A 21194-nucleotide genomic window follows, 5' to 3' on the forward strand; every position below is an offset into this window, starting at 1 on the left:
TGCCCGAACGTCGCCCTTCGCATCGGAGAGGCCACTCAGCGCTCCGAAGGCCGTGACGGCGGAGAAGGCGGCGACAAGCACCAAGCGAAGCATTTTCTTACGCATAATCGGCTTCGTCCTCACTTGAAGGTCCCCTCTTCCCCCGTCGGATACGACGATGGCTCATTTGGGGAGGTCATGGCCACACAATCGATGCATCATGTTCCTGCACGTTCAGGACCCTGGGGGGTGGAGATTTGACAACCAATGGGACTAAAGCGACACATCCCCATGCGGTGACCGAGTTGTGTGGGGAAGGTGGCCAACTTTATGCGGACGCTCTCCGCATGGGCCGCATCGCCCGCGCAGACGTGGAGAGTGCTCCGTGTTTGATGGAGTTCGCCCTTCTCCACCCGGATCCTGACGATGCGAACTGGCTGCGCCCCGTTCCCCCGTCTGCCGCCCTGGCCCAGCGCCTCAGCGCCATAGAGCGAGAGATCACCGAGCGCAGGCGGATGTCAATCGAACTGGCCGACGCTTTCGAGCCGTTCATGACCCTCAGCGCGCAAGCGGCCGCGACCACCCACTCGATCACCGTGCTCGAGGGCAACGACCGGATCAACGCGGCACTCGACCTGGCCACGGCCCAGTGCCAGACCGAGATGCTCACGGTCCAGCCGAGCGGCCCCCGCCCCGAACGCAGCCTCATCCAGGGGCTGGAGCGGGACAGGCCTTTGATCGAACGCGGTGTCCGCATACGGACCCTCTATCAGCACACCGCGCGATACAGCCCCGAGAAACTGGCCTACGTGGACCAGCTCTCCAACGGCAAGGTGGAGCACCGCACCATCGACGAACTGGTCGAGCGGCTCATCATCTGCGACAAGACCGTCGCCTTCATCCCCGCCCGCGACGACCAGAAAGTGGCCCTCGAACTTCGCCACCCGGGCCTCGTCGGCTACCTGATCAAGGTCTTCGAGTTCATGTGGGGCCGTTCCGTCCCGCTGAGCGCCGGCGCACCCTACGAAACCACCCCCGACGGCATCACGGACATCCAGCACTCCATCGCGAAACTCCTCGTGGAGGGCCACGTCGACGAGGCCATAGCCCGCCGCCTGGGCATGAACGTCCGCACCTGCCGCGCCCACATCGCCAAGCTGGCCTCCGCCCTCGGCAGCGGAAGCCGTGCCCAACTCGGCTTCCTGATCGCGCAGTCGGGGCTCCTGGACCAGGATCACTGAATGCCGAGAGAACAGAGCCACAGGTGACCACCGGGGCGCACGAGCACGGCGCCGAGGAACTGTGCCAGGCGGGCCTGGACCTGTACGCCCGCGCGCTCCACGAGGGCCGTGTCACCCAGCTGGAGGCCGAGCCCGTGCCCTGCCTGATCGACTTAGGCCTGCTCCAGCCGGACATCGAGGACATGCGATGGCTGTATCCCGTGGCTCCCGCCGTGGCACTCCCCCGGCTGTTGCAGAGCACCGCTGACGCCATCACACAGCAGCGACAGCGCGAGGCGCGCCTGGCAGAGGCGTTCGAGCCGCTCATGCGGATCGACGGACCTCACGCCGCGACGGCAGAGACCCCGACGATCAGCGTGCTCAGCGGTCTCCAGCGCATCAACTCGGTCATCACGCAGGCCATGACCGCCGCACACGAGGAACTCCTCACCATTCAGCCCCACAACGGGCGGAACGCCGCATCTGTGCGGGAGTCCCTGGAACGCGACCAGGCACTGTTGGACCGGGGCGCCCGCATCCGTACGCTCTACCAGCACACACTCCGCCACTCGCCGGCAGTGGTCGCCCGCCATGAACTCCTGAAGGGCGACGTCGCGGTCCGCACCCTCGACGAAGTCACCGAACGCCTGATCATCATCGACCGCACCGTCGCGTTCATTCCGGCGAGCAAGGACCGCACACTCGCGCTGGAAGTCCGCAACCCAGCCCTGATCACGTTCTTTGTGATCACCTTCGAGCGCCTGTGGCGCCTGGCCACGCCCATGTACCCGGAAGCCGCCCAACAGCCCACCCTGAACGGCATCACCCCCCGTCAGCGCGCCATCGCGAGCCTCCTCGTCGAAGGCCACACCGACGCCGTCATAGCCGACCGCCTCGGCATGAACGTCCGCACCGCCCGAGTCCACATAGCCAAACTCGCCGCCGCCCTCGGCAGCGAGAGCCGGGCCCAACTCGGCTACCTCATAGGCCAGTCGGGGATCCTTGATCAGGAACACCAGGGGGCTCGGGAGCAACCCCAGGAACGGTGACCGTCTCCAGCTCCGGAGTCCGCCGAGGTCCGTCCAGCCCCGCCTGGGCGATGCGGACGCCCAGTTGGGTGCGGCTCGCCGCGCCCAGGGTCTCCGACAGGCGCGCGATGTGCGCCCGGCACGTACGGACGCTGATGCCAAGGCGTTCCGCGACCACCGCGTCCTGGTGGCCCTCCGCCAGCAGGGCGGCGATCGAGCGCTCCCGATGGGTGATGCCCTCGATGCCGGTGGACGGGAGCGGGGACGTCAGCGGGATCGCCAGGCGCCACAGTCGCTCGAAGACCGTGACCAGGTAGTCCACCAGCGCGGGGTGGCGCAGTTCCAGCGCGATCGTGCGGTCGGAGTTGGCGGGGATGAAGGCGACCGTGCGGTCGAAGAGGATGAGCCGCTCCACGACCTCGTCAAGGGTACGGGCCTCGGCCGCGTCGCCCATCAACTCCATGTAGTTCAGAAGGCCTTGGCCGTGCCTGGCCACGTGGGTGTACAGATCGCGCATGCGCACCCCGCGCCGGCGCATCTCCAGCGCCCGGTGCAGTCCCTCGACGAGTTCGTCCTCGCGCCGGATACCGCCCGGCTGCACCGTCAGGACCTCACGGGTGCACTCCCCGGTCGCCTTGTCCATGGCGGCGTGGATCCGCGGCAGCCCGTCGAGGACCCGGATCGCCACGCCCTCGGCCGGCGCCCGCACCCGGCCGCCGAGGCCCGCGTACCACTCGAAGGCCGACACCGCGTCGCCCACCCGCGCCTGGCTCGCGCTGACCTCCTCGTACACGCCCCGCAGGAGCCGGGTCATGACCTCCTGCGGCGAGGTCGGCACCAGCCACCCCATGTCGTCGGGGTCGGGGTGCAGCAGCGCCAACTCCAGCAGGCAGGGCACCGCTTCCGCGTCCTCGCGGGGCACGCGACCGCGCCGCACGGCCCGGGAGTACACCCGGTCGCCGACCTCGCACAGTCGGTCAGCGCCGTGCGGATGCCTGTCCGTCCCGTGCCCGGCCATCTCCCACCCCTGGCTCCAACCCTGGCTCCAGCCCCTTCCGCGGTGAGACGCCTCGGCGTCTTCCGCAGCGCAACTATGCGCGGACGCGACCGACATCGCAACACTGCTGCCTCGCGGTCACGCCCACTCTCGTCCCGCTTTGCGCATATAAATCCCCACCTCAGCCTCGCCCCTTGCAACAAGATGACGGTGGCGACAATGTGTCCGCGGAGCGCATTCTTGGTGAAGGGCGGAGATTGACTCTCTCCGCCGACGAAAACGCTCGTGGAATTCGAGCGTAGCGGCACCCTGAGCGACCCTGGCCGGATTTCCCCCATCCGGCCAGGGTCCTCATGATGTGCCGTGCCGGACGGGGAGGTTACGAGTGATACGGATCGGGATTTTCGGGCGTCATTCACTGGAACGCGCCGGAGTGCGTCGGACCATTGAGCAGGACGATCAACTGCACGTCGTCAGCGAAGGCTCCATCGCATCGGCATCCCGGCTCTTACGTACGGCAACGCCGGACATAATCGTGATGAGCCATTCCAGCATCGACGAAGCCCTGAACACACTCGCAGAATTGAACCAGCTCGCCGTCACGGCCAAGAGAATTGTTCTCCTGGACCGTGTCACGGAGCCCGCGGCCCGAAGGCTTCTCCGCAGCGGGGCGAACGGCATCCTTCACAGCGGCGAATGCGTGACGAACCTCCCGTGGGCCATACGAGCAGCCCGCGCCGGCAGCGTGGCGCTCGCGCCGGAGGTGGCTCGACCCGTGGTAGCCCGTTACCTCGAACCCAGTTACGCGGCGGAGGAAGCGAACATTGCTCGGGAGCGATTGAGAGGTCTCAGTCCCAGGTGCCAGGAGATCCTGATCCTAATTGGCGAAGGACTCTCGAACCTCGCCATCGCCGAAAAGCTCAACATCAGCACGCACACCGTAAAGGATCACGTGCGCACGATCTACGAAACGATCGGTGCCGAAAACCGCGTACAAGCCGCCGGGATCGCCTGGCGATCCCAGTCCCGCGAACAGCAACTCCACGATCTATGAATGGCGTTGCGCCAGAACTCTCCGGTTGTCAGTGCAGTCGGAGTGGTCACGCGTACCTCAGTCCGATGAAGGCGTCCACGTCCCCGCCGCCCGCACCGCGGCATGCGCTCCCCACAGGGCAAGCCCCAGGGCGCAGACGAGCGCACCGATCGTGATGGGCGCCATGGATGCAGGTGTGGCTACAGAAGTGCTGGTCAGCGGGGTCGCCAGCCACCACGACACCAGAACCCCGAACACCGCCGCCAAGACCGCGGGCATGAACAGCGACCACACGGCCACTGACCGGAAGATCCGGCGGCTGCCCGTCAGCACGGACAGCGGGGCAAGTTCCCGCCCGAAGCGGAGAAATTCAGCCATCGCACTTATCCCGGCAGCCAAGCCGATCACTCCGACTCCCACCAGCGACATCAGTCGTACCCACTTGGTGGCCGTCACCAGTTTCCCCGTATCGGACAGGTCGCCCAAGGGACGAACGGACGCCTTCATCGCCAGGGACCGGCCGGCTATCCCCTGAATCTCCGGTACCGAGAGCTGTCTGCGACCCTTGCCCACGATCAGCAAGGTCAGCGAACCGTCCTTACTCGCTCCGACATGCGGGAGCGCCCCGCGTCGCGCGTATCCCTTCGCCCCCTGTGCCACCCCGGTTCGGCTCAGGATCTCTCGAAGGCGTACTTCTCCGCCCGCTGCCGAGATCCGTGCAGATGTCTTCGGGCACGGCAGCCCGATCTCTCGAAGGGCGGCACAGCCACCCACGATCTCAACCCGGTCGCCCGTCTGCCGTACGCCCAGAAGCAGGGCCCCCGACGGAAGCTCGCTCTCGAAATCCCGCACCCGATCACCTGCCGCGTAGGGGGTGACTCTGAGGACCGTCGTCCCCACTCGTTTCTGTGTCTCCATCGCACTCTGCGTGAACTCCCCGAACACTCCTGTCCACAGCTGTGTCTGGGCGGCCAGCCCGATGGCGATCACCATGGAGGCCACCAGCCTCGACACCGAACGCGACCCGACACCCAGCCGGCGCCCGGAGACCAGAAGCCCCGAAGCACCGACCCGCCGACCGACACTCGCCATGAGCGGCCCCACCCGCCCCACTCCGGTCCCGATGACCGCGGGAAGGGTCGCAAGCACCACGATGCAACCAGTGGCGTAGACAGGTATCCGGAATTCAAGAGAAACGAGCTCCGCACCTCGCACGGTAACCAGCAACGCGAAGGGAAACACCCATGGAATCCACGCTCTGCGACCCGATACGGAGGTCGGCCTGGTTCCGCCCGAACGCCGATGGCCGGGCTGCAGAACAATCGCCAGGAAAAGCACCGCGATCGGAACACATATCAGGCAGAGCAACAACTCCGGCCACGCGCCACGAGCATCCTCCTTCAAGAGGATGAACTCCACGAGAGGGTACGACGAGTCCAACACGAGGGGGACCGATGCCCCCAAAGCCGCGATACCTGCTCCAAAGGCAACAGGGAGCGCGGCCTCACCGAGCGTGAAAGCCAGCCTGACTCTCCTGCCGGCGCCCAGAGCTCCGAGCAGTGCCGTTCGCCTGTCCCGGGCAGCGGCCCCAACACGTGCCGCGATGACCACCAGGAGAGCCGCCGGAAGGAGAATCAATACGGCATATCCCGCATAGAACTTCTGGGCCCCGAAATTATGAATACTCTCTCCGACAAAACCGGCAGACGCCTCTGCGCCGAAGCCGCTGATCTCGAACATCTTGGATCGGTCAAGCATCTTGGCGCTGGGCCGGACATAGACGAAGCGCTCCGCCGGTGCTTCGAGGCCGGCAGGACCGATGACACCGCCGAAGCGCCCGAACTGCCGGGAGACGCCATCGCTCCCACCAGCCTTCAGCAGAGCGGGTGACAACACCGCCTCTCCCGGATCGGGCCAGTGCGAGAGGCCGGGGGGAAGCGGCGCGTCGTCACCTATCGGCTCGATGTACACGACGTCGAACGCCATGTTCCCGATACTTGACGTGGCCGGTGCCCAGAGCGCCCGGGGGGTCTCACGCGGGTGAGCGGCAATGAGCCGAGGAGACCGTGCGACGCTGCGTTCTGCGCGGGCGTCGAAGGAGGCCGAAGCCAACACCAGACCACTTGCCGCGAGAGACAACAGAGACGTGGCCAGGACAAGGGCCCAGAAACGCACCCGCCCTGCCTCCGCTGCCAGGGCGGCCGCGCGTCCCATGTGCAGCAACTGACGGAACAGCCCTCTGTCACTCACGCGCCTTCTCCCGTCTCCGCGACCTCCGCACCGACCGACAGCCGACCTCCGTCCAGTCGGACTCGCCGATCCGCGCGCCGCGCGACGCTGACGTCATGTGTGACCACCAGGAGGGCACAGCCCCGTTGCCGTGGCACGCTGTACAGCAGTTCAGCAACGGCGTCACGGTGCACGGGGTCGAGTGACCCTGTCGGTTCATCCGCGAGAAGCAGAGCCGGATCGTTCATCAATGCCCGTGCAACTGCTGTTCGCTGCCGTTCACCGCCGGACAGCGTCGCAGTGGCAGAACCCTCGGCCGGCACACCCAGCTCATCGAGCAGCTCAGCCGCACGCGCGTAGGCCTCACCGGTCTTCTTGCCCGCCAGGAGACCCGCCAGGGCCACATTCTCCAAAGGAGATAATTCTGGAAGCAACTCGCCGAACTGGAAGACCATTCCGACATTTTCCCGGCGATGCCGGGCAAGCTCGCGCGACGACAGCCCGCCCTGGTCGACGCCCGCGATGCGCACCGAGCCGGCGTCCGGTTCGATGAGACCGAGGATGCACGTCAACAAGGTGGTCTTCCCGCTGCCGCTGGCCCCCGTCACAGCGACAGACTCGCCCGCGGCGACAGACAGGCGGACACCTGCCAGCAGTGACCGGCCAGGCAGGCCGTAGTTGAGATCCTCGACTTCGAGCACAACGCGCTCGGTGTAGCCGCCCACTTGCACCTCCAGAGAAATTTCCACACCGCTTGTCCGCCCCGAGCCCCGTCCACGAACAGCGCCATGGGTCCGACTCGCTGAGTAGACTCATGGCGCAGGGAGGGGTGGCGGCCGCCATCATCGGCCGTCACCCCTCCGACTCTCCGAAGCGAGTCAGCTACGAACTGCGGCTACTACTCGACCCAACCGCTGCAAGAGTCGGGCCAGTTGTTGTACACCTCGCACACCTGCATCTTGAAGATGGTGGAGTACTTCCCGCTCTCCACGGTCCAGGCGTTCCCGTCGTTGTCCTCGAAGCGCGGGCCGTCGTAGGCCTGCTTGTTCCACAGGGTGAGCTTGTCGCTCGGGTGGGCGGTCCTGTAGTACTCGGCCTTCACGTCATGACCGTCGTCCTGCGTGTCCTGGAGGTTCATGACCGTGGCGGACTGTTCGGTCCATCCACGGGCACCTCCCCGACTGACCGAGAGCGCGAACGCCGGCGACGCTCCCGCGATGGCGATCACGGTGAGCACACCGACCGCAGCTCGTCTCATCCCTATGCCGCTCATTGCACCTTCCTTCTTTCGTAGGAGGCCTGTCAGCTCATGCACAGGCTCATACTCAGTCCCCGCCTCGTGCAGGAAAGAGCCCCGGTCGCGCTGGCCAAAAGCGAACCGGGCAAGGAACAGTGAAGCGTCAGGGCATCCCTTTCCCACACCCCTCTTCCGGCGGGTTCACGCACTCCCGTCCCCCATCAGGAGGGTTGGCACTCATCTGCCCAACGCGCCATTTGCTCCTTCGGAGCTCCCTGGTCGGCAAGAAGCACGGGTGAGCGGTGCGGAGTCCGCATCTCAGGAATGAATCGCGGATCTGAGCCACCGTCGGCCTCAGCAAGCCCTGGTCGCAGCCTTACAGGCCGACGACGACGCAGACGGGGATACCTGCACGGGCGTGCTCTCGGAGCTTCCGCTGTCGGTCCCGGTCCTGACTGCGCTTGCCGGGAAGACCACTTCGACGATGAGGTGAACGGCCTCCGCCCTGGCCCCGAGGTCGTCCTCACGCCCGGTCCCAGCAATGCCGCGTACTTCGAACACGCCCTGCCGGCACGGCTCATGGGGATGCGGCCGGTGGAGGGGCACGATCTGGTCTGCCGCGGCAACCGGGTCCGGATGCGGACCACGCGCGGCGAGATGCCGGTCCACGTCGTACACCGGGGGCTCGACGACGGCTTCCTCGATCCGCTGCACTTCCGGCCCGACTCGGTGATCGGCTGCCCGGGCATCCCGAGCGCCGCGCAGGCGGGCACGGTCACTCTCGCCGACGCCGTCGGCAACGACACCGCCGACGACAAGCTGCTCTACCCGTACGTCCCCGATCCCATCCGGTACTGCCTTCCTGCCGAACGCGGAGCCCTGCCGGCCGGACAAGCCGGGGCAGTTGGAGGCCGCGCTCGACGCCCCACGGGGCCCACCAGCTCACGTCAGGCGTCGAGTTCCCGGAGCCCGTGGAGCGCGTGACCGGTGCCCGTGGCGAGCGCCCCGTAGCGGTCGCCGTACGACCAGTGCCACCACTCGGTGGGGTGGTTGATGAGGCCTGCGGCGATCAGCGCGTCGGACGGCAGCCGACGGTACGCGGTCCGGCGGCGTACCGGGCGAAGCAGAGCCGCTGGAGCGAGGGCGGGCGGTGGCCCTCGACGAACGGCAGCCGTGTGCCGTCGGGCAGCAGCTCCCCGACCGCCACGAGCCGGTTCAGCATCCCTTCGCGCAGATGCGCGTAGATCCCCGAGTCGTCCCGTCTGCGGGCGTCGAGGGGAAGGGCTCCTCCGGTCCGTACCTCGGGGAGCGGCTCGCCGCAGTCCACGACGGGTATCGCGGCGATCTTCGGGTCGGACATCGGCACGATCCGGGACGTGCGGCGATCATGCCGCATCGCGGGACTGACGACCCCGGGGCCCCAGGGGCCCCGGAGAGGCCGGGTGGGGACCGGCCGGGGCATCCGGGGTGCCGGGCGGGCGGACCGCCCGGCCCCGGACGGAGCGACCTACTTGATGCCGAGCGAGTTGCAGAGCGCCTTGTAGGGCGCCGTGCAGATCTTGCTGACGGGGTAGATGCCGTCCTGGACGACCGTCCTCTCGATGTTCTCCTTGGTGAGGTCCACCACGGGCACGAGCTGGGACGGGATGTCCTTGTTGGTGGGGCTGTCGACCTTGTCGCGGGTGAGCGCGTCGAACTCGATCGAGCGGCCCTGGACCCGGGCGACCGCCATCTCGGCGGCGGCGTTGGCCTCCTGCGGGTACGACTTGTACACGCTCATGTACTGGTCGCCCTTGATGATCCGCTGCACGGCGATCAGCTCGGAGTCCTGCCCGGTGACCGGCGGGATCTTGCTGACGCCCGCGGCCTTGAAGACGTCGATGACCGCGCCCGCGATGCCGTCGTTGGCGGCGTAGACACCGGCGATGTTGCTCAGCCCGACGTCCTGGATGGACTTCTCCATGTTGGCCTTGGCGTTGACCGGGTTCCAGTCCTTGGTGTCGTAGGCGCTGGAGATGATCACCTTGCCCTCGAGCTCGGACTTGGCACCCGCCTTGAACTGCGCCGCGTTGGGGTCGGTCAGCGAGCCGTTCATCATGACGATCTTCTTCGAGGCCGAGTTGGAGCCCAGCGCGGCGATCAGAGCCTTGGCCTGGACCTGGCCGACCAGCTCGTTGTCGAAGGAGATGTACGCGTCGATCGGGCCCTGCGCCAGACGGTCGTAGGCGATGACCGGGATGCCGGCCTCCTTGGCCTGGCGCACGCCCTTGGCGATCGACACCGAGTCCACCGCGTCCACGAGGATGACGTCGAGCTTGTCGTCGATCATCTGCTGCATCTGCCGGAGCTGCTTGGCAGCGTCCTGCTCCGCGTTCTGGTAGACGACGTCACCCTTTTTGTCGGTGAGCTTCTGAACCTGCTCCCGGATGATCGGGTAGTCGAACTTCTCGTAACGGGTGTTCTCCTTCTCCGGAAGGAGCAGGCCGACCTTGATGTCGTCACCCTTGGTGGCGCTCGCCGAGGCGCCGTCCCCTCCGATGCCGATCATGCCGCAGCCGGTGACGGTGACGGCCATGGTGGAGGACGCCACGGCTATGGCGGTACGGCGGAGGCCGGTGTTACGAGTCTTCACATCAGGTGCCTTCCGGGCGAGGTTGCGGCATTGCGACCCAGGTGGCTGAAAGCCAACGCGGCGATCACCTCAACGTCAAGGAGTAACCACTTAACGAGATGGCAACGGCGTTTTGTGTTCCACAAGTGAACGCGACGGGAAAAGAGTACGCCCATCCACCGACCTACCCCCTCAGCTTCACCTTCTGTCATTCACAGGTACAACCAAGTCCCGTTCACAGGAGTCATGCTCCTCGACGGTTTTTAACCGCCGTTGACGATCGAACGGACCAGAAGGAACGCATGCACAGAGCCATCGGCACGCGGGGCGCCCTCGCCTCGGCCCTCGTGCTGGCGACCGCGGGCGGACTGCTCGGCGCGACCGGCACGGCCGCCTCCGCAGTGACCAACTGCACATCGCCCGTCTATAAGCGACAGTTCTACGCGAACACCACTTTCTCGGGCGCGCCGAGAAGGACGGACTGCGACTCCGCGATCGATCAGAACTGGGGCTCCGGCGCGCCCGCCACCGGACTGCCCGCCGACAACTTCGGCGTCCGCTGGACCGTGACCCGCGACTTCGGCTCGGGCGGGCCCTTCACCCTCCCCGTCAGCGCCCAGGACGGAATACGGGTCTACCTGGACGGGACGCGCAAGATCGACCTGTGGAAGAACGTCTCGTCCACCCGGTCGAAAACGACGAATCTGGCCATTCCCTCCGGAAAGCACACGCTGCGCGTCGATTTCGTCAACTGGACGGGCAAGGCGAACGTCACCTTCGCCTACAAACCCGTCACTTCTCCCAGTGCCGACAAAATCAAGCCACTCGTCCCCACGGGTTCCGCGGTGTCCTACGACACCGCCACCGGCCGGGCCAAGGTCTCCTGGTCCAGGAACGCCGAGATGGACCTCGCGGGATACCGCGTCTACCGCCGTCTCAAGGGCAGCACGGCGTGGGCACTGCGGACCACGACGACCGCCACCTCGTACACCGACACGTCCCTCCCGCAGACCGGCGCCACCTACTACTACGAGGTCCGCGCCCGCGACAGAGCGGGCAACGAGTCGGCGGGGACGGCCGACCGGGGCGTCACCACCGTCGACAGGACCCCGCCCGCGGCGCCGTTCGTCGAGATGGACGTCTGCCCCGGCGACCAGCCCTACGCGGCGCCGGAGCTCGTCACCACCGCGGCGAACGCGGCGGACATCGCGCTGTACTCGATGCAGCGGCTGAACCCGTCGACCGGCGCGTGGACCACCGTGTACACCGGTGCCAAGGGCGCGATCTGCGACACCGGGTACCGGGCCGACGGCAGCAAGGTCACCTACCGGGGAAGGGCCCGCGACGCCGCCGGGAACTGGTCCGCCTACTCGGCCGCCACCACCTTCACCACGTCCGACCTGACACCGCCGACGCCGGTCTCCGGCGTCCGCGTCGAGTACCTGTCGGGCGTCCCCCATCTGGTGTGGTCCCCGGTCGCCGACGCCTCCTCGTACCAGGTCCTCCAGTACGACCCGTCGAACGGCGGCTGGTCCGACGCCCTGCCCGGCGGCGGCACCACCACGGGGACCGACGTCGTGCCGCGCCAGCTGGCCGCGGTCGCCGACGGCTACCGGTACGCGGTGCGCTCGGTGGACGCCCGGGGCAACGCCGCCGCACCGGCGGAGATCACCCTGGCGATGGCCGACCGGCCCGAGGCCGTCCCCGCGTACGAGACCACCGCTCACCGGTTCGACGAGGGGGTGATGATCGAGTGGACGAGCGCCGACCCCTGGACCTTCGACGAGGGCCCGCTGCTCACGTACAAGATCGTCCGTACCGATCCGGCGACCGGTCGGAGCACCCCCGTGGAGCTCTGCAAGCCGAACATCCTGTTCGACGACACGCTCCGGCCCCCGTCGACGTCCTGGTCGTGGGCCGATGACCGAGCCCCGTCCTACGCGGGCCGCAAGGTGGTCCACGGCACCTGCTGGGACGTCTCCGGCGCCTCCGAGACGACGTACGAGTACCGGATCGTCACCGTCGACCCCTACGGGCACGAGTCGCGGCCCGGACCGGCCGCCACGGCCACCACTCCGGACACCGAGCGTCCGGCCCCCGTCGGGAACCTGACGGCGGAGCAGCTCCCGCTCGGCGTCCGCCTGACGTGGACGCCGCCCGCCGACGACGACGTCACCGGATACAAGGTCTGGCAGGGGGTCACCGACCCGGAGACCGGCGAGACGCGGTGGGAGAGGAACTGCTGGACCGGGTCCTCCCTGGCCCCCACCGAGATCCTCTGCCCGACCGTCCCCGACGGCGCCGCCCACGTCTACAAGGTGGCCGCCTCGGACGGGTCCGGTCTGGTGGACATGGACGCCGGCCCGGAGGCCTACCGCCCCGCCGAGGTCTCCGTCACCCTGCCGGACACCCGCCCGCCGGGCTGGACCGGGACCAAGGTCCGCGAGGACCAGTACCCGGAGCTCTACGTCCGCTGCGGGGAGACCGTCTACGACATGCCGTGCGGTGACTACACGGACTACCGCTGGGAGAAGTGGGACGCGGCCGCAGGCGCCTGGACCACGTTCGCCACGGGTGAGGTGACCGCTCCGCAGTTCCACATGGACACCACCGTGAACGAGGACCGGCTGGGGCTGTACTACTACCGCGCCGTCTACACCGACCCGGCGGGCGAGGAGGAGGTCGTGCAGCAGCAGGCCTACGGCATCTGGGACGACTGGCTCTGACACGGAATCACGCGAAGGGGCCCGGCGGTTCGTCCGAACCGCCGGGCCCCTTCGCGTGATGAACTACTCGGCCGCCCGCTTGGGGCGCCACACCACCAGCGCGCTGGTGTGCTGGACCTCCTGGTACGGGACCAGGTCACGCCGGTAGGAGGCGTGCACGGCGGCCTCGCGCTGCTGCATGGCGGCCGCGGCGCCGTCGAGGGCCGACTCCAGCTCCGCCACGCGGGACTGGAGCGCGGCCACCTGGTTCTCCAGCTCGATGATGCGCTTGATGCCGGCCAGGTTGATGCCCTCGTCCTGCGACAACTGCTGCACGGTGCGCAGCAGTTCGATGTCGCGGGCCGAGTAACGGCGGCCCCGGCCGGCCGTGCGGTCGGGGGAGACCAGACCGAGCCGGTCGTACTGACGCAGGGTCTGCGGGTGCAGTCCGGAGAGCTGGGCCGCAACCGAGATGACGTAGACCGGGGTCTCCTCGGTCAGTTCATAGGGGTTGCGTCGACGACCGGTCGTGTCCATGGCTCCGTCATGCTCCCTTCGCGGCCTGGAACAACTCCGCCCGCGGGTCCTCACCCGCGGTCGCCTCGCGATACGCCTCCAGGGCGTCACGAGCCTTGTCGGACAGGTCCTGGGGGACCGCCACCTCGACGGTGACCAGGAGGTCGCCCCGGGTGCCGTCCTTGCGGACCGCGCCCCTGCCCCGGGCGCGCATGGTGCGTCCGTTGGGGGTGCCCGGCGGCAGCTTCAGCGTCACCGGGGGGCCGCCCAGCGTCGGCACCTTCACCTCGCCGCCCAGCGCCGCCTCCGCGAAGGTGACGGGCACGGTGACGGTGAGGTTGTCGTCCTTGCGGCCGAAGACCGGATGGGTGTCGACGTGGACCGTGACGTACAGGTCCCCCGCCGGGCCTCCCCGCTCTCCGGGAGCGCCCTTGCCGCGCAACCGGATCCGCTGGTTGTCGCTGACCCCCGCGGGGATCCGGACCTGCATCGTGCGGGACGACTTGGCCCGGCCGCTGCCCTGGCACTCCATGCAGGGGTGCTCGGCGATCAGGCCGCGGCCCTTGCAGTCCGGGCACGGGTCCGTGAGCGAGAATCCGCCGCCCGAGCCCCGCGCCACCTGGCCGGTTCCGACACAGGTCGGGCACACGCGCGGTGTGCCGTTCTTGTCGCCGGTGCCCGAACAGGCCTTGCAGGCCGCCTGCGAGGTCATGCGCAGCGGAACGGTCGCGCCGTCCACCGCCTCCGTGAAGGAGAGCGTGACCTCGGTGTCGATGTCCTGGCCGCGCCGGGGCTGCGTACGCGTGCCCGGGCCGGCGCCGCCGCGGTTGAACAGGCCCCCGAAGACGTCACCTATGCCGCCGCCGAAGCCGCCGGCTCCTCCCGCTCCCTGGCCCTGGGCACCGCCTCCGAAGAGGTCACCCAGGTCGAAGTTGAAGTTGCCGCCGCCGGCGCCGGGACCGGGCCGGAAGCCACCGCTGCCGAAGAGGGCGCGTGCCTCGTCGTACTCCTTGCGCTTCTTGGGGTCGCCGAGCACGTCGTTCGCCTCGGAGATCTCCTTGAAGCGCTCCTCGGCCTTGGCGTTGCCCTTGTTGGCGTCCGGGTGGAACTCGCGGGCGAGCTTCCGGTACGCCTTCTTGATCTCGGCCTCGGTGGCGTCCTTGGGGACGCCGAGGACCTTGTAGAAGTCCTTCTCGATGAAGTCCTTGGTGCTCATCCCCGACGTCCCTCCTCCCTCGTCCGTTCAAGCTCAGCCCTCGTCCGGGCCACCGCTCTCCTTGTCGTCCGCAGCCTCGGCCGGCTCCTCGGCCTTGACCGGCTGGGCCCCGGGCTGCGGCTCGGCGACGGCCACCCGCGCGGGGCGGATGGTGCGTTCGCCGAAGCGATACCCCGGCTGCAGAATCGCCACGCACGTCGTCTCCGTGACGTCCGGCGCGTACGAGTGCATCAGGGCCTCGTGGATCGTCGGGTCGAAGGGCTCGCCCTCCTTGCCGAACTGCTGGAGTCCCATCTTCGCCGCGACGGTCTCCAGGGATTCGGCGACGGACTTGAACCCGCCGACGAGCTCCCCGTGGTCCCGCGCGCGGCCGATGTCGTCGAGCACGGGCAGGAGTTCGGTCAGGAGGTTCGCGATGGCGATCTCCCTGACCGCGATCCGGTCGCGCTCGATGCGGCGGCGGTAGTTCTGGAACTCGGCCTGGAGCCGCTGGAGGTCCGCGGTGCGCTCGGTCAGTGCCATGCGCGCCTGGTCCAGCTGGGCCGTCAGGCCGGTCAACTGTGCTGCTGCGTCCCCGTCCGGGGCCGCCGCCCCCTCCGCAGAGGGGGTGGCGGTCTGCGGCTCGGCGTCGTCAGAGGTGGCGCCGGAAGGGACGTCGGGCTGCTCTTCGAAGCCCGGGGTCTCCTCCGTCACGCGGCACCGTCCCGGCGGTCCTCGTCGACGATCTCCGCGTCGACGACGTCGTCGTCGGCCTTCGGGGCCTCGGCGCCGTGGGCGTCGCCACCCGCGGCCTGGGAGGCCTGGGCGTCGGCGTACATGGCCTGGCCGAGCTTCTGCGAGACCGCGGCGACCTTCTCGGTGGCGGTGCGGATCTCGGCGATGTCCTCGCCCTTGAGCGCGCCCTTGAGCTCCTCGACGGAGGCCTCGACCTCGGTCTTGATCTCGCCGGGGACCTTGTCCTCGTTGTCCTTGAGGAACTTCTCCGTCTGGTAGACGAGCTGCTCGCCCTGGTTGCGCGTCTCGGCGGCCTCGCGGCGGGCGTGGTCCTCCTCCGCGTACTTCTCGGCCTCCTGGCGCATGCGGTCGACCTCGTCCTTCGGCAGCGAGGAGCCGCCGGTGACGGTCATCTTCTGCTCCTTGCCCGTGCCGAGGTCCTTCGCGGTCACGTGCATGATGCCGTTGGCGTCGATGTCGAAGGCGACCTCGATCTGCGGGACACCGCGCGGGGCCGGCGGCAGACCGGTCAGCTCGAACATGCCGAGCTTCTTGTTGTACGCCGCGATCTCGCGCTCGCCCTGGTAGACCTGGATCTGCACGGACGGCTGGTTGTCCTCGGCCGTCGTGAAGATCTCGGACCGCTTGGTCGGGATCGTCGTGTTGCGCTCGATGAGCTTGGTCATGATGCCGCCCTTGGTCTCGATGCCGAGGGACAGCGGGGTCACGTCGAGGAGCAGGACGTCCTTGACCTCACCCTTGAGGACACCGGCCTGGAGGGCGGCGCCGATGGCGACGACCTCGTCCGGGTTCACGCCCTTGTTGGCCTCGTTGCCGCCGGTCAGCTCCTTGACGAGCTCGGCGACGGCGGGCATACGGGTCGAGCCGCCGACGAGGACGACGTGGTCGATCTCGGACAGCTGGATGCCGGCGTCCTTGATGACGTTGTGGAACGGCGTCTTGCAGCGCTCCAGGAGGTCGGCCGTCAGCTGCTGGAACTGGGCGCGCGTGAGCTTCTCGTCCAGGTGCAGCGGGCCCTCGGCGGACGCCGTGATGTAGGGCAGGTTGATCGAGGTCTCGGTGGACGAGGACAGCTCGATCTTGGCCTTCTCGGCGGCCTCGCGCAGACGCTGGAGCGCCATCTTGTCCTTGGCGAGGTCCACGCCGTGGCCGGAGCGGAACTGCTGCACCAGGTAGTCGACGACGCGCTGGTCCCAGTCGTCACCACCGAGGTGGTTGTCACCGTTGGTGGCCTTCACCTCGACGACGCCGTCGCCGATCTCCAGGAGGGACACGTCGAAGGTGCCGCCACCGAGGTCGAAGACGAGGATCGTCTGGTCGTCCTTGTCGAGGCCGTACGCCAGGGCGGCGGCGGTCGGCTCGTTGACGATGCGAAGGACGTTCAGACCGGCGATCTCGCCGGCTTCCTTCGTCGCCTGGCGCTCGGAGTCGTTGAAGTACGCCGGGACGGTGATGACCGCGTCGGCCACCTTCTCGCCCAGGTACGCCTCGGCGTCACGCTTCAGCTTCTGCAGGATGAAGGCGCTCATCTGCTGCGGGTTGAAGCTCTTGCCGTCGAGCTCGATCTTCCAGTCGGTGCCCATGTGACGCTTCACCGAACGGATGGTCCGGTCGACGTTGGTGACCGCCTGGCGCTTGGCGACCTCGCCGACGAGCACCTCGCCGTTCTTCGCGAAGGCGACGACGGACGGCGTGGTCCTGGCGCCTTCGGCGTTGGTGATGACGGTGGGCTCGCCGCCTTCGAGAACGCTGACGACGGAGTTAGTCGTGCCCAGGTCGATGCCGACCGCACGTGCCATTTCGATTCCTCCAGCAATGACTTGAGTGGAACGGACTCAAGTGTGCACGACGTCCGCCCCGTGGTCAACAGACCTGAGTCGCAGGGGCTCAACTCTTATCCGTTCCTTACACGCATGGAGCCTCTGAGCTGCGGTTTCATCAGAGAGTCAGTGAACCTTCACCGCGCCCGGCGCCTCCGGACGGGGGCGCCCCGGACGCCCGAGCGCCCTCGGAACGGGTCCCCCGGGGGCGGGGATCGCATGCGGACGGTCCCGCCGCGGACGGGGCCCGGGGCGCACGGCCCCCACGACGGCGACCACCGCCACGGCACCGGCCGGCCACCAGGCGGCCCCGGCCCCCAGCCACCCGAGATCGATGCACAGCCCCACGAGCGCGGCTGCGAACGCGGCGGCCCCCGTCACGACCACGACCCCCTGCCGGGTGAGTCCCGCCCGCCGCAGCCGGTGCGCCAGATGGTCCGGCGCCGGCCGCAGCAGCGGCCGTCCCGCCCGCCGCCGCGACACCAGGACCAGGACGACGTCCGCGCCGGCCACGGCCGTCAGGGCGAAGGCGGCGCCGAGGCCGGGCCCGGCGGGCCGCTCCGCGTGCACCCGCACGATCGCCGAGGCCAGCACGAACCCCGCGAACAGCGATCCGCACCGCCCCGGCGCGATCCGGGCCGGCGGCCATCCGTGCATGAGGAAGCCGGTGAGGGCGGCGGCCAGCACACTGAGCAGCGCGGCGAGCCCGTCCATGACCTCGGCGGCCGCGCACCCGCTGAGCGCGAACGCGGTGACGACGCCGACCGTCCCCATCACCCCGTCGGCGTGGTCCAGCGAGCGGAAGGCCTGCGTGACGAAGACGGTCCAGGCCACCGCCAGGATCCCGGCCGGCACGCCGAGCTCGTCGTAGGGGACGGTCAGGGCCGCGGCGACGGTGACGCCCGCCGCGCACACCACCGGGGGCACGGGCAGCAGGTCGGCGGCCAGTCCGAGCAGGGCGACCGCGATCCCGGCGACCAGCAGCCCCCCGGCCTCCGGCCCCAGCGGGGCGGCTCCGGTCCAGTCCCCGGCCCAGCCGACGAGCGCCGTCGTGCCCGCCACGGCCAGCCCGCCGAGGAGCGGAACGGGCCTGCCCCTCCCGGGGGCCCGTGGTCTCGCCCGGCGCGCGGGAGGCCCCGCCCCGTCGGCCGGGCCGAGGCGCAGGGCGAGCGACCGCAGCAGCGCGGCGAGTGCGGCGGTCAGGAGCAGAGCGGCGGTGGCGGCCGTGATTCCGTACAGCACGTCGCCAATTTAGGGGGAATTGTCACAGTATTGGGTGAATAACACGATCGGGTTCACGTGTCTTGTCGTCATCGGACGAATCGGACCCGGTACCCGCCTCCCGGGCGCCCACTCAGGCTTCCCTCAGCGACGCAGATCACCGCACCGCTGACTACAGTGCGGCGAAGGAAGTGGGTAGTCTCAGACGGACTGCATAAGTTACCGCTTAGTAATCACCTTCGAGACCACCTCGAAGAACACCTCGCAGGCCCGAGGAGCCCCCGAATGCAACTCGCCGCGATCATTGTGTCGCTGGTCCTGACCGTGGTCGGCGTTGCGCTGCTCGCACGCGCCATCGGTCAGTTCGTCCGGTACTTCAAACTGGGCCAGCCGGTCCCGGCCGGCACCCGGACCGACAACCCCTACGCGCGCAGCGTGACCCTGGTCAAGGAGTTCCTCGGCCACACGCGGATGAACCGCTGGGGCATCGTGGGCTTCGCCCACTGGTTCGTGGCGATCGGCTTCCTGACCCTGCCGCCGACCCTCGCCCAGGCCTTCGGCCAGCTCTTCCAGGCCGACTGGACGCTGCCGATCATCGGCGACTTCCTGCCGTTCGAGCTGTACATCGAGTTCATCGGCGTGATGACGATCCTCGGCATCGCCGTGCTCATCGCGATCCGCCTGCTGAGCCTGCCGTCCCGCCCGGGCCGCAAGTCCCGCTTCGCGGGCTCCAAGGCCGGCCAGGCGTACTTCGTCGAGTACGTCATCCTCACCATCGGCCTCGCGATCTACACCCTGCGCGGCCTCGAGGGCGCCATCCACCACGTGGAGCACTACGAGGCCGGGTACTTCGCCTCGTACCCGCTGGTCCTGGCCTTCAAGGGCCTGAGCGTCACCACCCTGCAGAACCTGATCTACCTCACCGCCATGGTGAAGATCAGCACGTCGTTCATCTGGATGATCGTGGTCTCGCTCAACACCAACATGGGCGTGGCCTGGCACCGCTTCCTGGCGTTCCCGAACATCTGGTTCAAGCGCGAGGCGACCGGCGGGACGGCCCTGGGCGGCCTCCAGCCGATGACCTCCGGCGGCAAGGCCATCGACTTCACCGACCCCGGTGAGGACGACGTCTTCGGCGTCTCCCAGGTCGAGCAGTTCTCCTGGAAGGGCCTGCTCGACTTCTCCACCTGCACCGAGTGCGGCCGCTGCCAGTCGCAGTGCCCCGCCTGGAACACCGGCAAGCCGCTCTCCCCCAAGCTCCTGATCATGTCGCTGCGCGACCACGCGCACGCCAAGGCCCCGTACCTGCTGGCCGGCGGCGGCAAGTCCATGGAGGGCGAGGAGAAGGCGTCCGAGGAGCAGCTCAAGGACGTTCCCGCGGCCGCCCTCGCCGAGGCCGAGCGCCCGCTGATCGGCACCGCCGAGGAGAACGGCGTCATCGACCCGGACGTCCTGTGGTCCTGCACCACCTGCGGCGCCTGCGTCGAGCAGTGCCCGGTCGACATCGAGCACATCGACCACATCGTCGACATGCGCCGCTACCAGGTGATGATCGAGTCCGCGTTCCCGTCCGAGGCGGGCACGATGCTCAAGAACCTGGAGAAGAAGGGCAACCCCTGGGGCCTGGCGAAGAAGCAGCGCCTGGAGTGGCTCAAGGAGGTCGAGTTCGAGGTCCCGGTCGTCGGCAAGGACATCGAGGACCTCTCCGAGGTCGAGTACCTCTACTGGGTCGGCTGCGCCGGCGCCCTGGAGGACCGCGCCAAGAAGACCACCAAGGCCTTCGCGGAGCTGCTGCACATGGCGGGCGTCAAGTTCGCGATCATGGGCGGCGACGAGAAGTGCACCGGTGACTCCGCCCGCCGCCTCGGCAACGAGCCCCTGTTCCAGGAGCTCGGCATGGAGAACGTCGCCGCGCTGAACATGGCCTTCGGCGAGGACGACGAGGACGAGTCGACCAAGAAGCCGAAGTCGGCGAAGAAGATCGTCGCCACCTGCCCGCACTGCCTCAACACCATCGGCAACGAGTACCCGCAGCTCGGCGGCGACTACGAGGTCATCCACCACACCCAGCTGCTCCAGCACCTCATCGACGAGGGCAAGCTGCTCCCGGTGACCCCGGTCGAGGGTCTGATCACGTACCACGACCCGTGCTACCTGGGCCGCCACAACAAGGTCTACACGCCCCCGCGCGAGATCATGTCCGCCGTCCCGGGCCTGCGCCAGCAGGAGATGCACCGCCACAAGGAGCGCGGCTTCTGCTGCGGCGCCGGCGGCGCGCGGATGTGGATGGAGGAGCGGATCGGCAAGCGCATCAACAACGAGCGCGTCGACGAGGCCCTGTCGCTGAACCCCGACATCGTCTCCACCGCCTGCCCGTTCTGCCTCGTCATGCTGACCGACTCGGTCAACGGCAAGAAGAACGACGGCAAGGCCAAGGAGTCCGTCCAGGTCGTCGACGTCGCCCAGCTCCTCCTCGAGTCCGTCAAGACCCCGGTCGAGGAAGAGCCCCCGGCGGGCGCGGCCGAGTCGGAGAACGAGCCCGAGCCGGAGCCGGTGAAGTAGCCGCCCCGCCCGGACGACCGTCCGGCACGACTGTCTGACACAGCCGCCTGACCCGGCCCGTCAGGCGCAGCCGACCGGCCCGGTC

The 21194-nt window shown here is 68.4% G+C and carries 16 protein-coding genes and 1 pseudogene; 6 read left to right on the forward strand and 11 right to left on the reverse strand.

Going from position 1 to position 21194, the window contains the following annotated elements:
- Positions 1 to 236: 236 nt before the first annotated feature.
- Both CW362_RS15655 and CW362_RS15660 read left to right on the forward strand, forming a co-directional pair.
- Entirely contained in the window at positions 237 to 1220 is a 984-nt protein-coding gene (locus tag CW362_RS15655; protein ID WP_103550074.1) for a helix-turn-helix domain-containing protein, read from the forward strand.
- Between the two features lie 23 nt (positions 1221 to 1243).
- Positions 1244 to 2248, forward strand: a complete 1005-nt coding sequence (locus tag CW362_RS15660; RefSeq protein WP_103550075.1) for a helix-turn-helix domain-containing protein — start codon at positions 1244 to 1246, stop codon at positions 2246 to 2248.
- Here CW362_RS15660 and CW362_RS15665 read toward each other — a convergent pair.
- Positions 2181 to 3245 carry a helix-turn-helix transcriptional regulator gene (locus CW362_RS15665; RefSeq protein WP_162684090.1) on the reverse strand — a complete coding sequence of 355 codons (1065 nt, stop codon included), beginning with the start codon at positions 3243 to 3245 and terminating at the stop codon, positions 2181 to 2183. The genes CW362_RS15660 and CW362_RS15665 overlap by 68 nt on opposite strands.
- A 364-nt stretch (positions 3246 to 3609) precedes the next feature.
- On the opposite strand from CW362_RS15665, the gene CW362_RS15670 reads away from it, so the two are divergent.
- Complete coding sequence (locus CW362_RS15670) at positions 3610 to 4278, forward strand: LuxR C-terminal-related transcriptional regulator (RefSeq protein ID WP_162684091.1); 669 nt, start codon at positions 3610 to 3612, stop codon at positions 4276 to 4278.
- 57 nt (positions 4279 to 4335) lie between these two features.
- Here CW362_RS15670 and CW362_RS15675 read toward each other — a convergent pair whose 3' ends face one another.
- From CW362_RS15675 to CW362_RS15685, 3 genes are all read right to left on the reverse strand, one after another.
- Positions 4336 to 6243, reverse strand: a complete 1908-nt coding sequence (locus CW362_RS15675; RefSeq protein ID WP_103550078.1) for an ABC transporter permease family protein — start codon at positions 6241 to 6243, stop codon at positions 4336 to 4338.
- 260 nt (positions 6244 to 6503) lie between these two features.
- Complete coding sequence (locus CW362_RS15680) at positions 6504 to 7229, reverse strand: ABC transporter ATP-binding protein (RefSeq protein ID WP_376450320.1); 726 nt, start codon at positions 7227 to 7229, stop codon at positions 6504 to 6506.
- Between the two features lie 155 nt (positions 7230 to 7384).
- On the reverse strand, positions 7385 to 7759 hold the full coding sequence (locus tag CW362_RS15685) for a hypothetical protein (protein WP_162684092.1): 375 nt from the start codon (positions 7757 to 7759) through the stop codon (positions 7385 to 7387).
- A gap of 480 nt (positions 7760 to 8239) precedes the next feature.
- On the opposite strand from CW362_RS15685, the pseudogene CW362_RS15690 reads away from it, so the two are divergent.
- A pseudogene (locus CW362_RS15690) lies at positions 8240 to 8645 on the forward strand (circularly permuted type 2 ATP-grasp protein); the annotation flags it as partial.
- 147 nt (positions 8646 to 8792) lie between these two features.
- Here CW362_RS15690 and CW362_RS15695 read toward each other — a convergent pair.
- Positions 8793 to 9083 (reverse strand): M15 family metallopeptidase domain-containing protein, encoded by a 291-nt coding sequence (locus CW362_RS15695; protein ID WP_338069059.1) that lies wholly within the window; start codon positions 9081 to 9083, stop codon positions 8793 to 8795.
- Positions 9084 to 9230: 147 nt separating this feature from the next.
- A complete protein-coding gene (locus CW362_RS15700) occupies positions 9231 to 10355 on the reverse strand; it encodes a sugar ABC transporter substrate-binding protein (protein ID WP_240657810.1) in 1125 nt (374 codons plus the stop codon).
- A gap of 281 nt (positions 10356 to 10636) precedes the next feature.
- Between CW362_RS15700 and CW362_RS15705 the strand changes: the two genes are divergently transcribed.
- Positions 10637 to 13060: a PA14 domain-containing protein gene (locus CW362_RS15705; RefSeq protein ID WP_103550080.1), complete on the forward strand. Its 2424-nt coding sequence runs from the start codon at positions 10637 to 10639 to the stop codon at positions 13058 to 13060.
- Positions 13061 to 13123: 63 nt separating this feature from the next.
- Here CW362_RS15705 and CW362_RS15710 read toward each other — a convergent pair whose 3' ends face one another.
- The 5 genes from CW362_RS15710 to CW362_RS15730 all read right to left on the reverse strand — a co-directional run bounded on the left by CW362_RS15710 (position 13124) and on the right by CW362_RS15730 (position 18568).
- A complete protein-coding gene (locus CW362_RS15710) occupies positions 13124 to 13576 on the reverse strand; it encodes a heat shock protein transcriptional repressor HspR (RefSeq protein ID WP_103550081.1) in 453 nt (150 codons plus the stop codon).
- Between the two features lie 7 nt (positions 13577 to 13583).
- Positions 13584 to 14771 carry a molecular chaperone DnaJ gene (gene dnaJ, locus CW362_RS15715; protein WP_103550082.1) on the reverse strand — a complete coding sequence of 396 codons (1188 nt, stop codon included), beginning with the start codon at positions 14769 to 14771 and terminating at the stop codon, positions 13584 to 13586.
- 33 nt (positions 14772 to 14804) lie between these two features.
- Positions 14805 to 15464: a nucleotide exchange factor GrpE gene (grpE, locus tag CW362_RS15720; RefSeq protein WP_103550083.1), complete on the reverse strand. Its 660-nt coding sequence runs from the start codon at positions 15462 to 15464 to the stop codon at positions 14805 to 14807.
- Positions 15461 to 17305, reverse strand: coding sequence for a molecular chaperone DnaK (gene dnaK, locus CW362_RS15725; RefSeq protein ID WP_103550084.1), 1845 nt, complete (start codon positions 17303 to 17305; stop codon positions 15461 to 15463). The genes grpE and dnaK overlap by 4 nt, the downstream gene beginning before the upstream one ends.
- A gap of 147 nt (positions 17306 to 17452) precedes the next feature.
- A complete protein-coding gene (locus CW362_RS15730; RefSeq protein WP_103550085.1) occupies positions 17453 to 18568 on the reverse strand; it encodes an MraY family glycosyltransferase in 1116 nt (371 codons plus the stop codon).
- A 264-nt stretch (positions 18569 to 18832) separates the two neighbouring features.
- On the opposite strand from CW362_RS15730, the gene CW362_RS15735 reads away from it, so the two are divergent.
- Positions 18833 to 21109 carry a (Fe-S)-binding protein gene (locus tag CW362_RS15735; protein ID WP_103550086.1) on the forward strand — a complete coding sequence of 759 codons (2277 nt, stop codon included), beginning with the start codon at positions 18833 to 18835 and terminating at the stop codon, positions 21107 to 21109.
- The last annotated feature ends 85 nt before the right edge of the window (positions 21110 to 21194 follow it).

The organism is Streptomyces populi, assembly GCF_002911015.1.
GTDB lineage: Bacteria > Actinomycetota > Actinomycetes > Streptomycetales > Streptomycetaceae > Streptomyces > Streptomyces populi.

Bases quoted from the DNA above. Each gene is read 5' to 3' on its own strand.
- CW362_RS15665 (WP_162684090.1), bottom strand. From the start codon at position 3,245: ATGGCCGGGCACGGGACGGACAGGCATCCGCACGGCGCTGACCGACTG.
- CW362_RS15675 (WP_103550078.1), bottom strand. From the start codon at position 6,243: ATGGCGTTCGACGTCGTGTACATCGAGCCGATAGGTGACGACGCGCCG.
- CW362_RS15685 (WP_162684092.1), bottom strand. From the start codon at position 7,759: ATGAGCGGCATAGGGATGAGACGAGCTGCGGTCGGTGTGCTCACCGTG.
- CW362_RS15695 (WP_338069059.1), bottom strand. From the start codon at position 9,083: ATGTCCGACCCGAAGATCGCCGCGATACCCGTCGTGGACTGCGGCGAG.
- CW362_RS15705 (WP_103550080.1), top strand. From the start codon at position 10,637: ATGCACAGAGCCATCGGCACGCGGGGCGCCCTCGCCTCGGCCCTCGTG.
- CW362_RS15710 (WP_103550081.1), bottom strand. From the start codon at position 13,576: ATGGACACGACCGGTCGTCGACGCAACCCCTATGAACTGACCGAGGAG.
- dnaJ (WP_103550082.1), bottom strand. From the start codon at position 14,771: ATGAGCACCAAGGACTTCATCGAGAAGGACTTCTACAAGGTCCTCGGC.
- dnaK (WP_103550084.1), bottom strand. From the start codon at position 17,305: ATGGCACGTGCGGTCGGCATCGACCTGGGCACGACTAACTCCGTCGTC.
- CW362_RS15735 (WP_103550086.1), top strand. From the start codon at position 18,833: ATGCAACTCGCCGCGATCATTGTGTCGCTGGTCCTGACCGTGGTCGGC.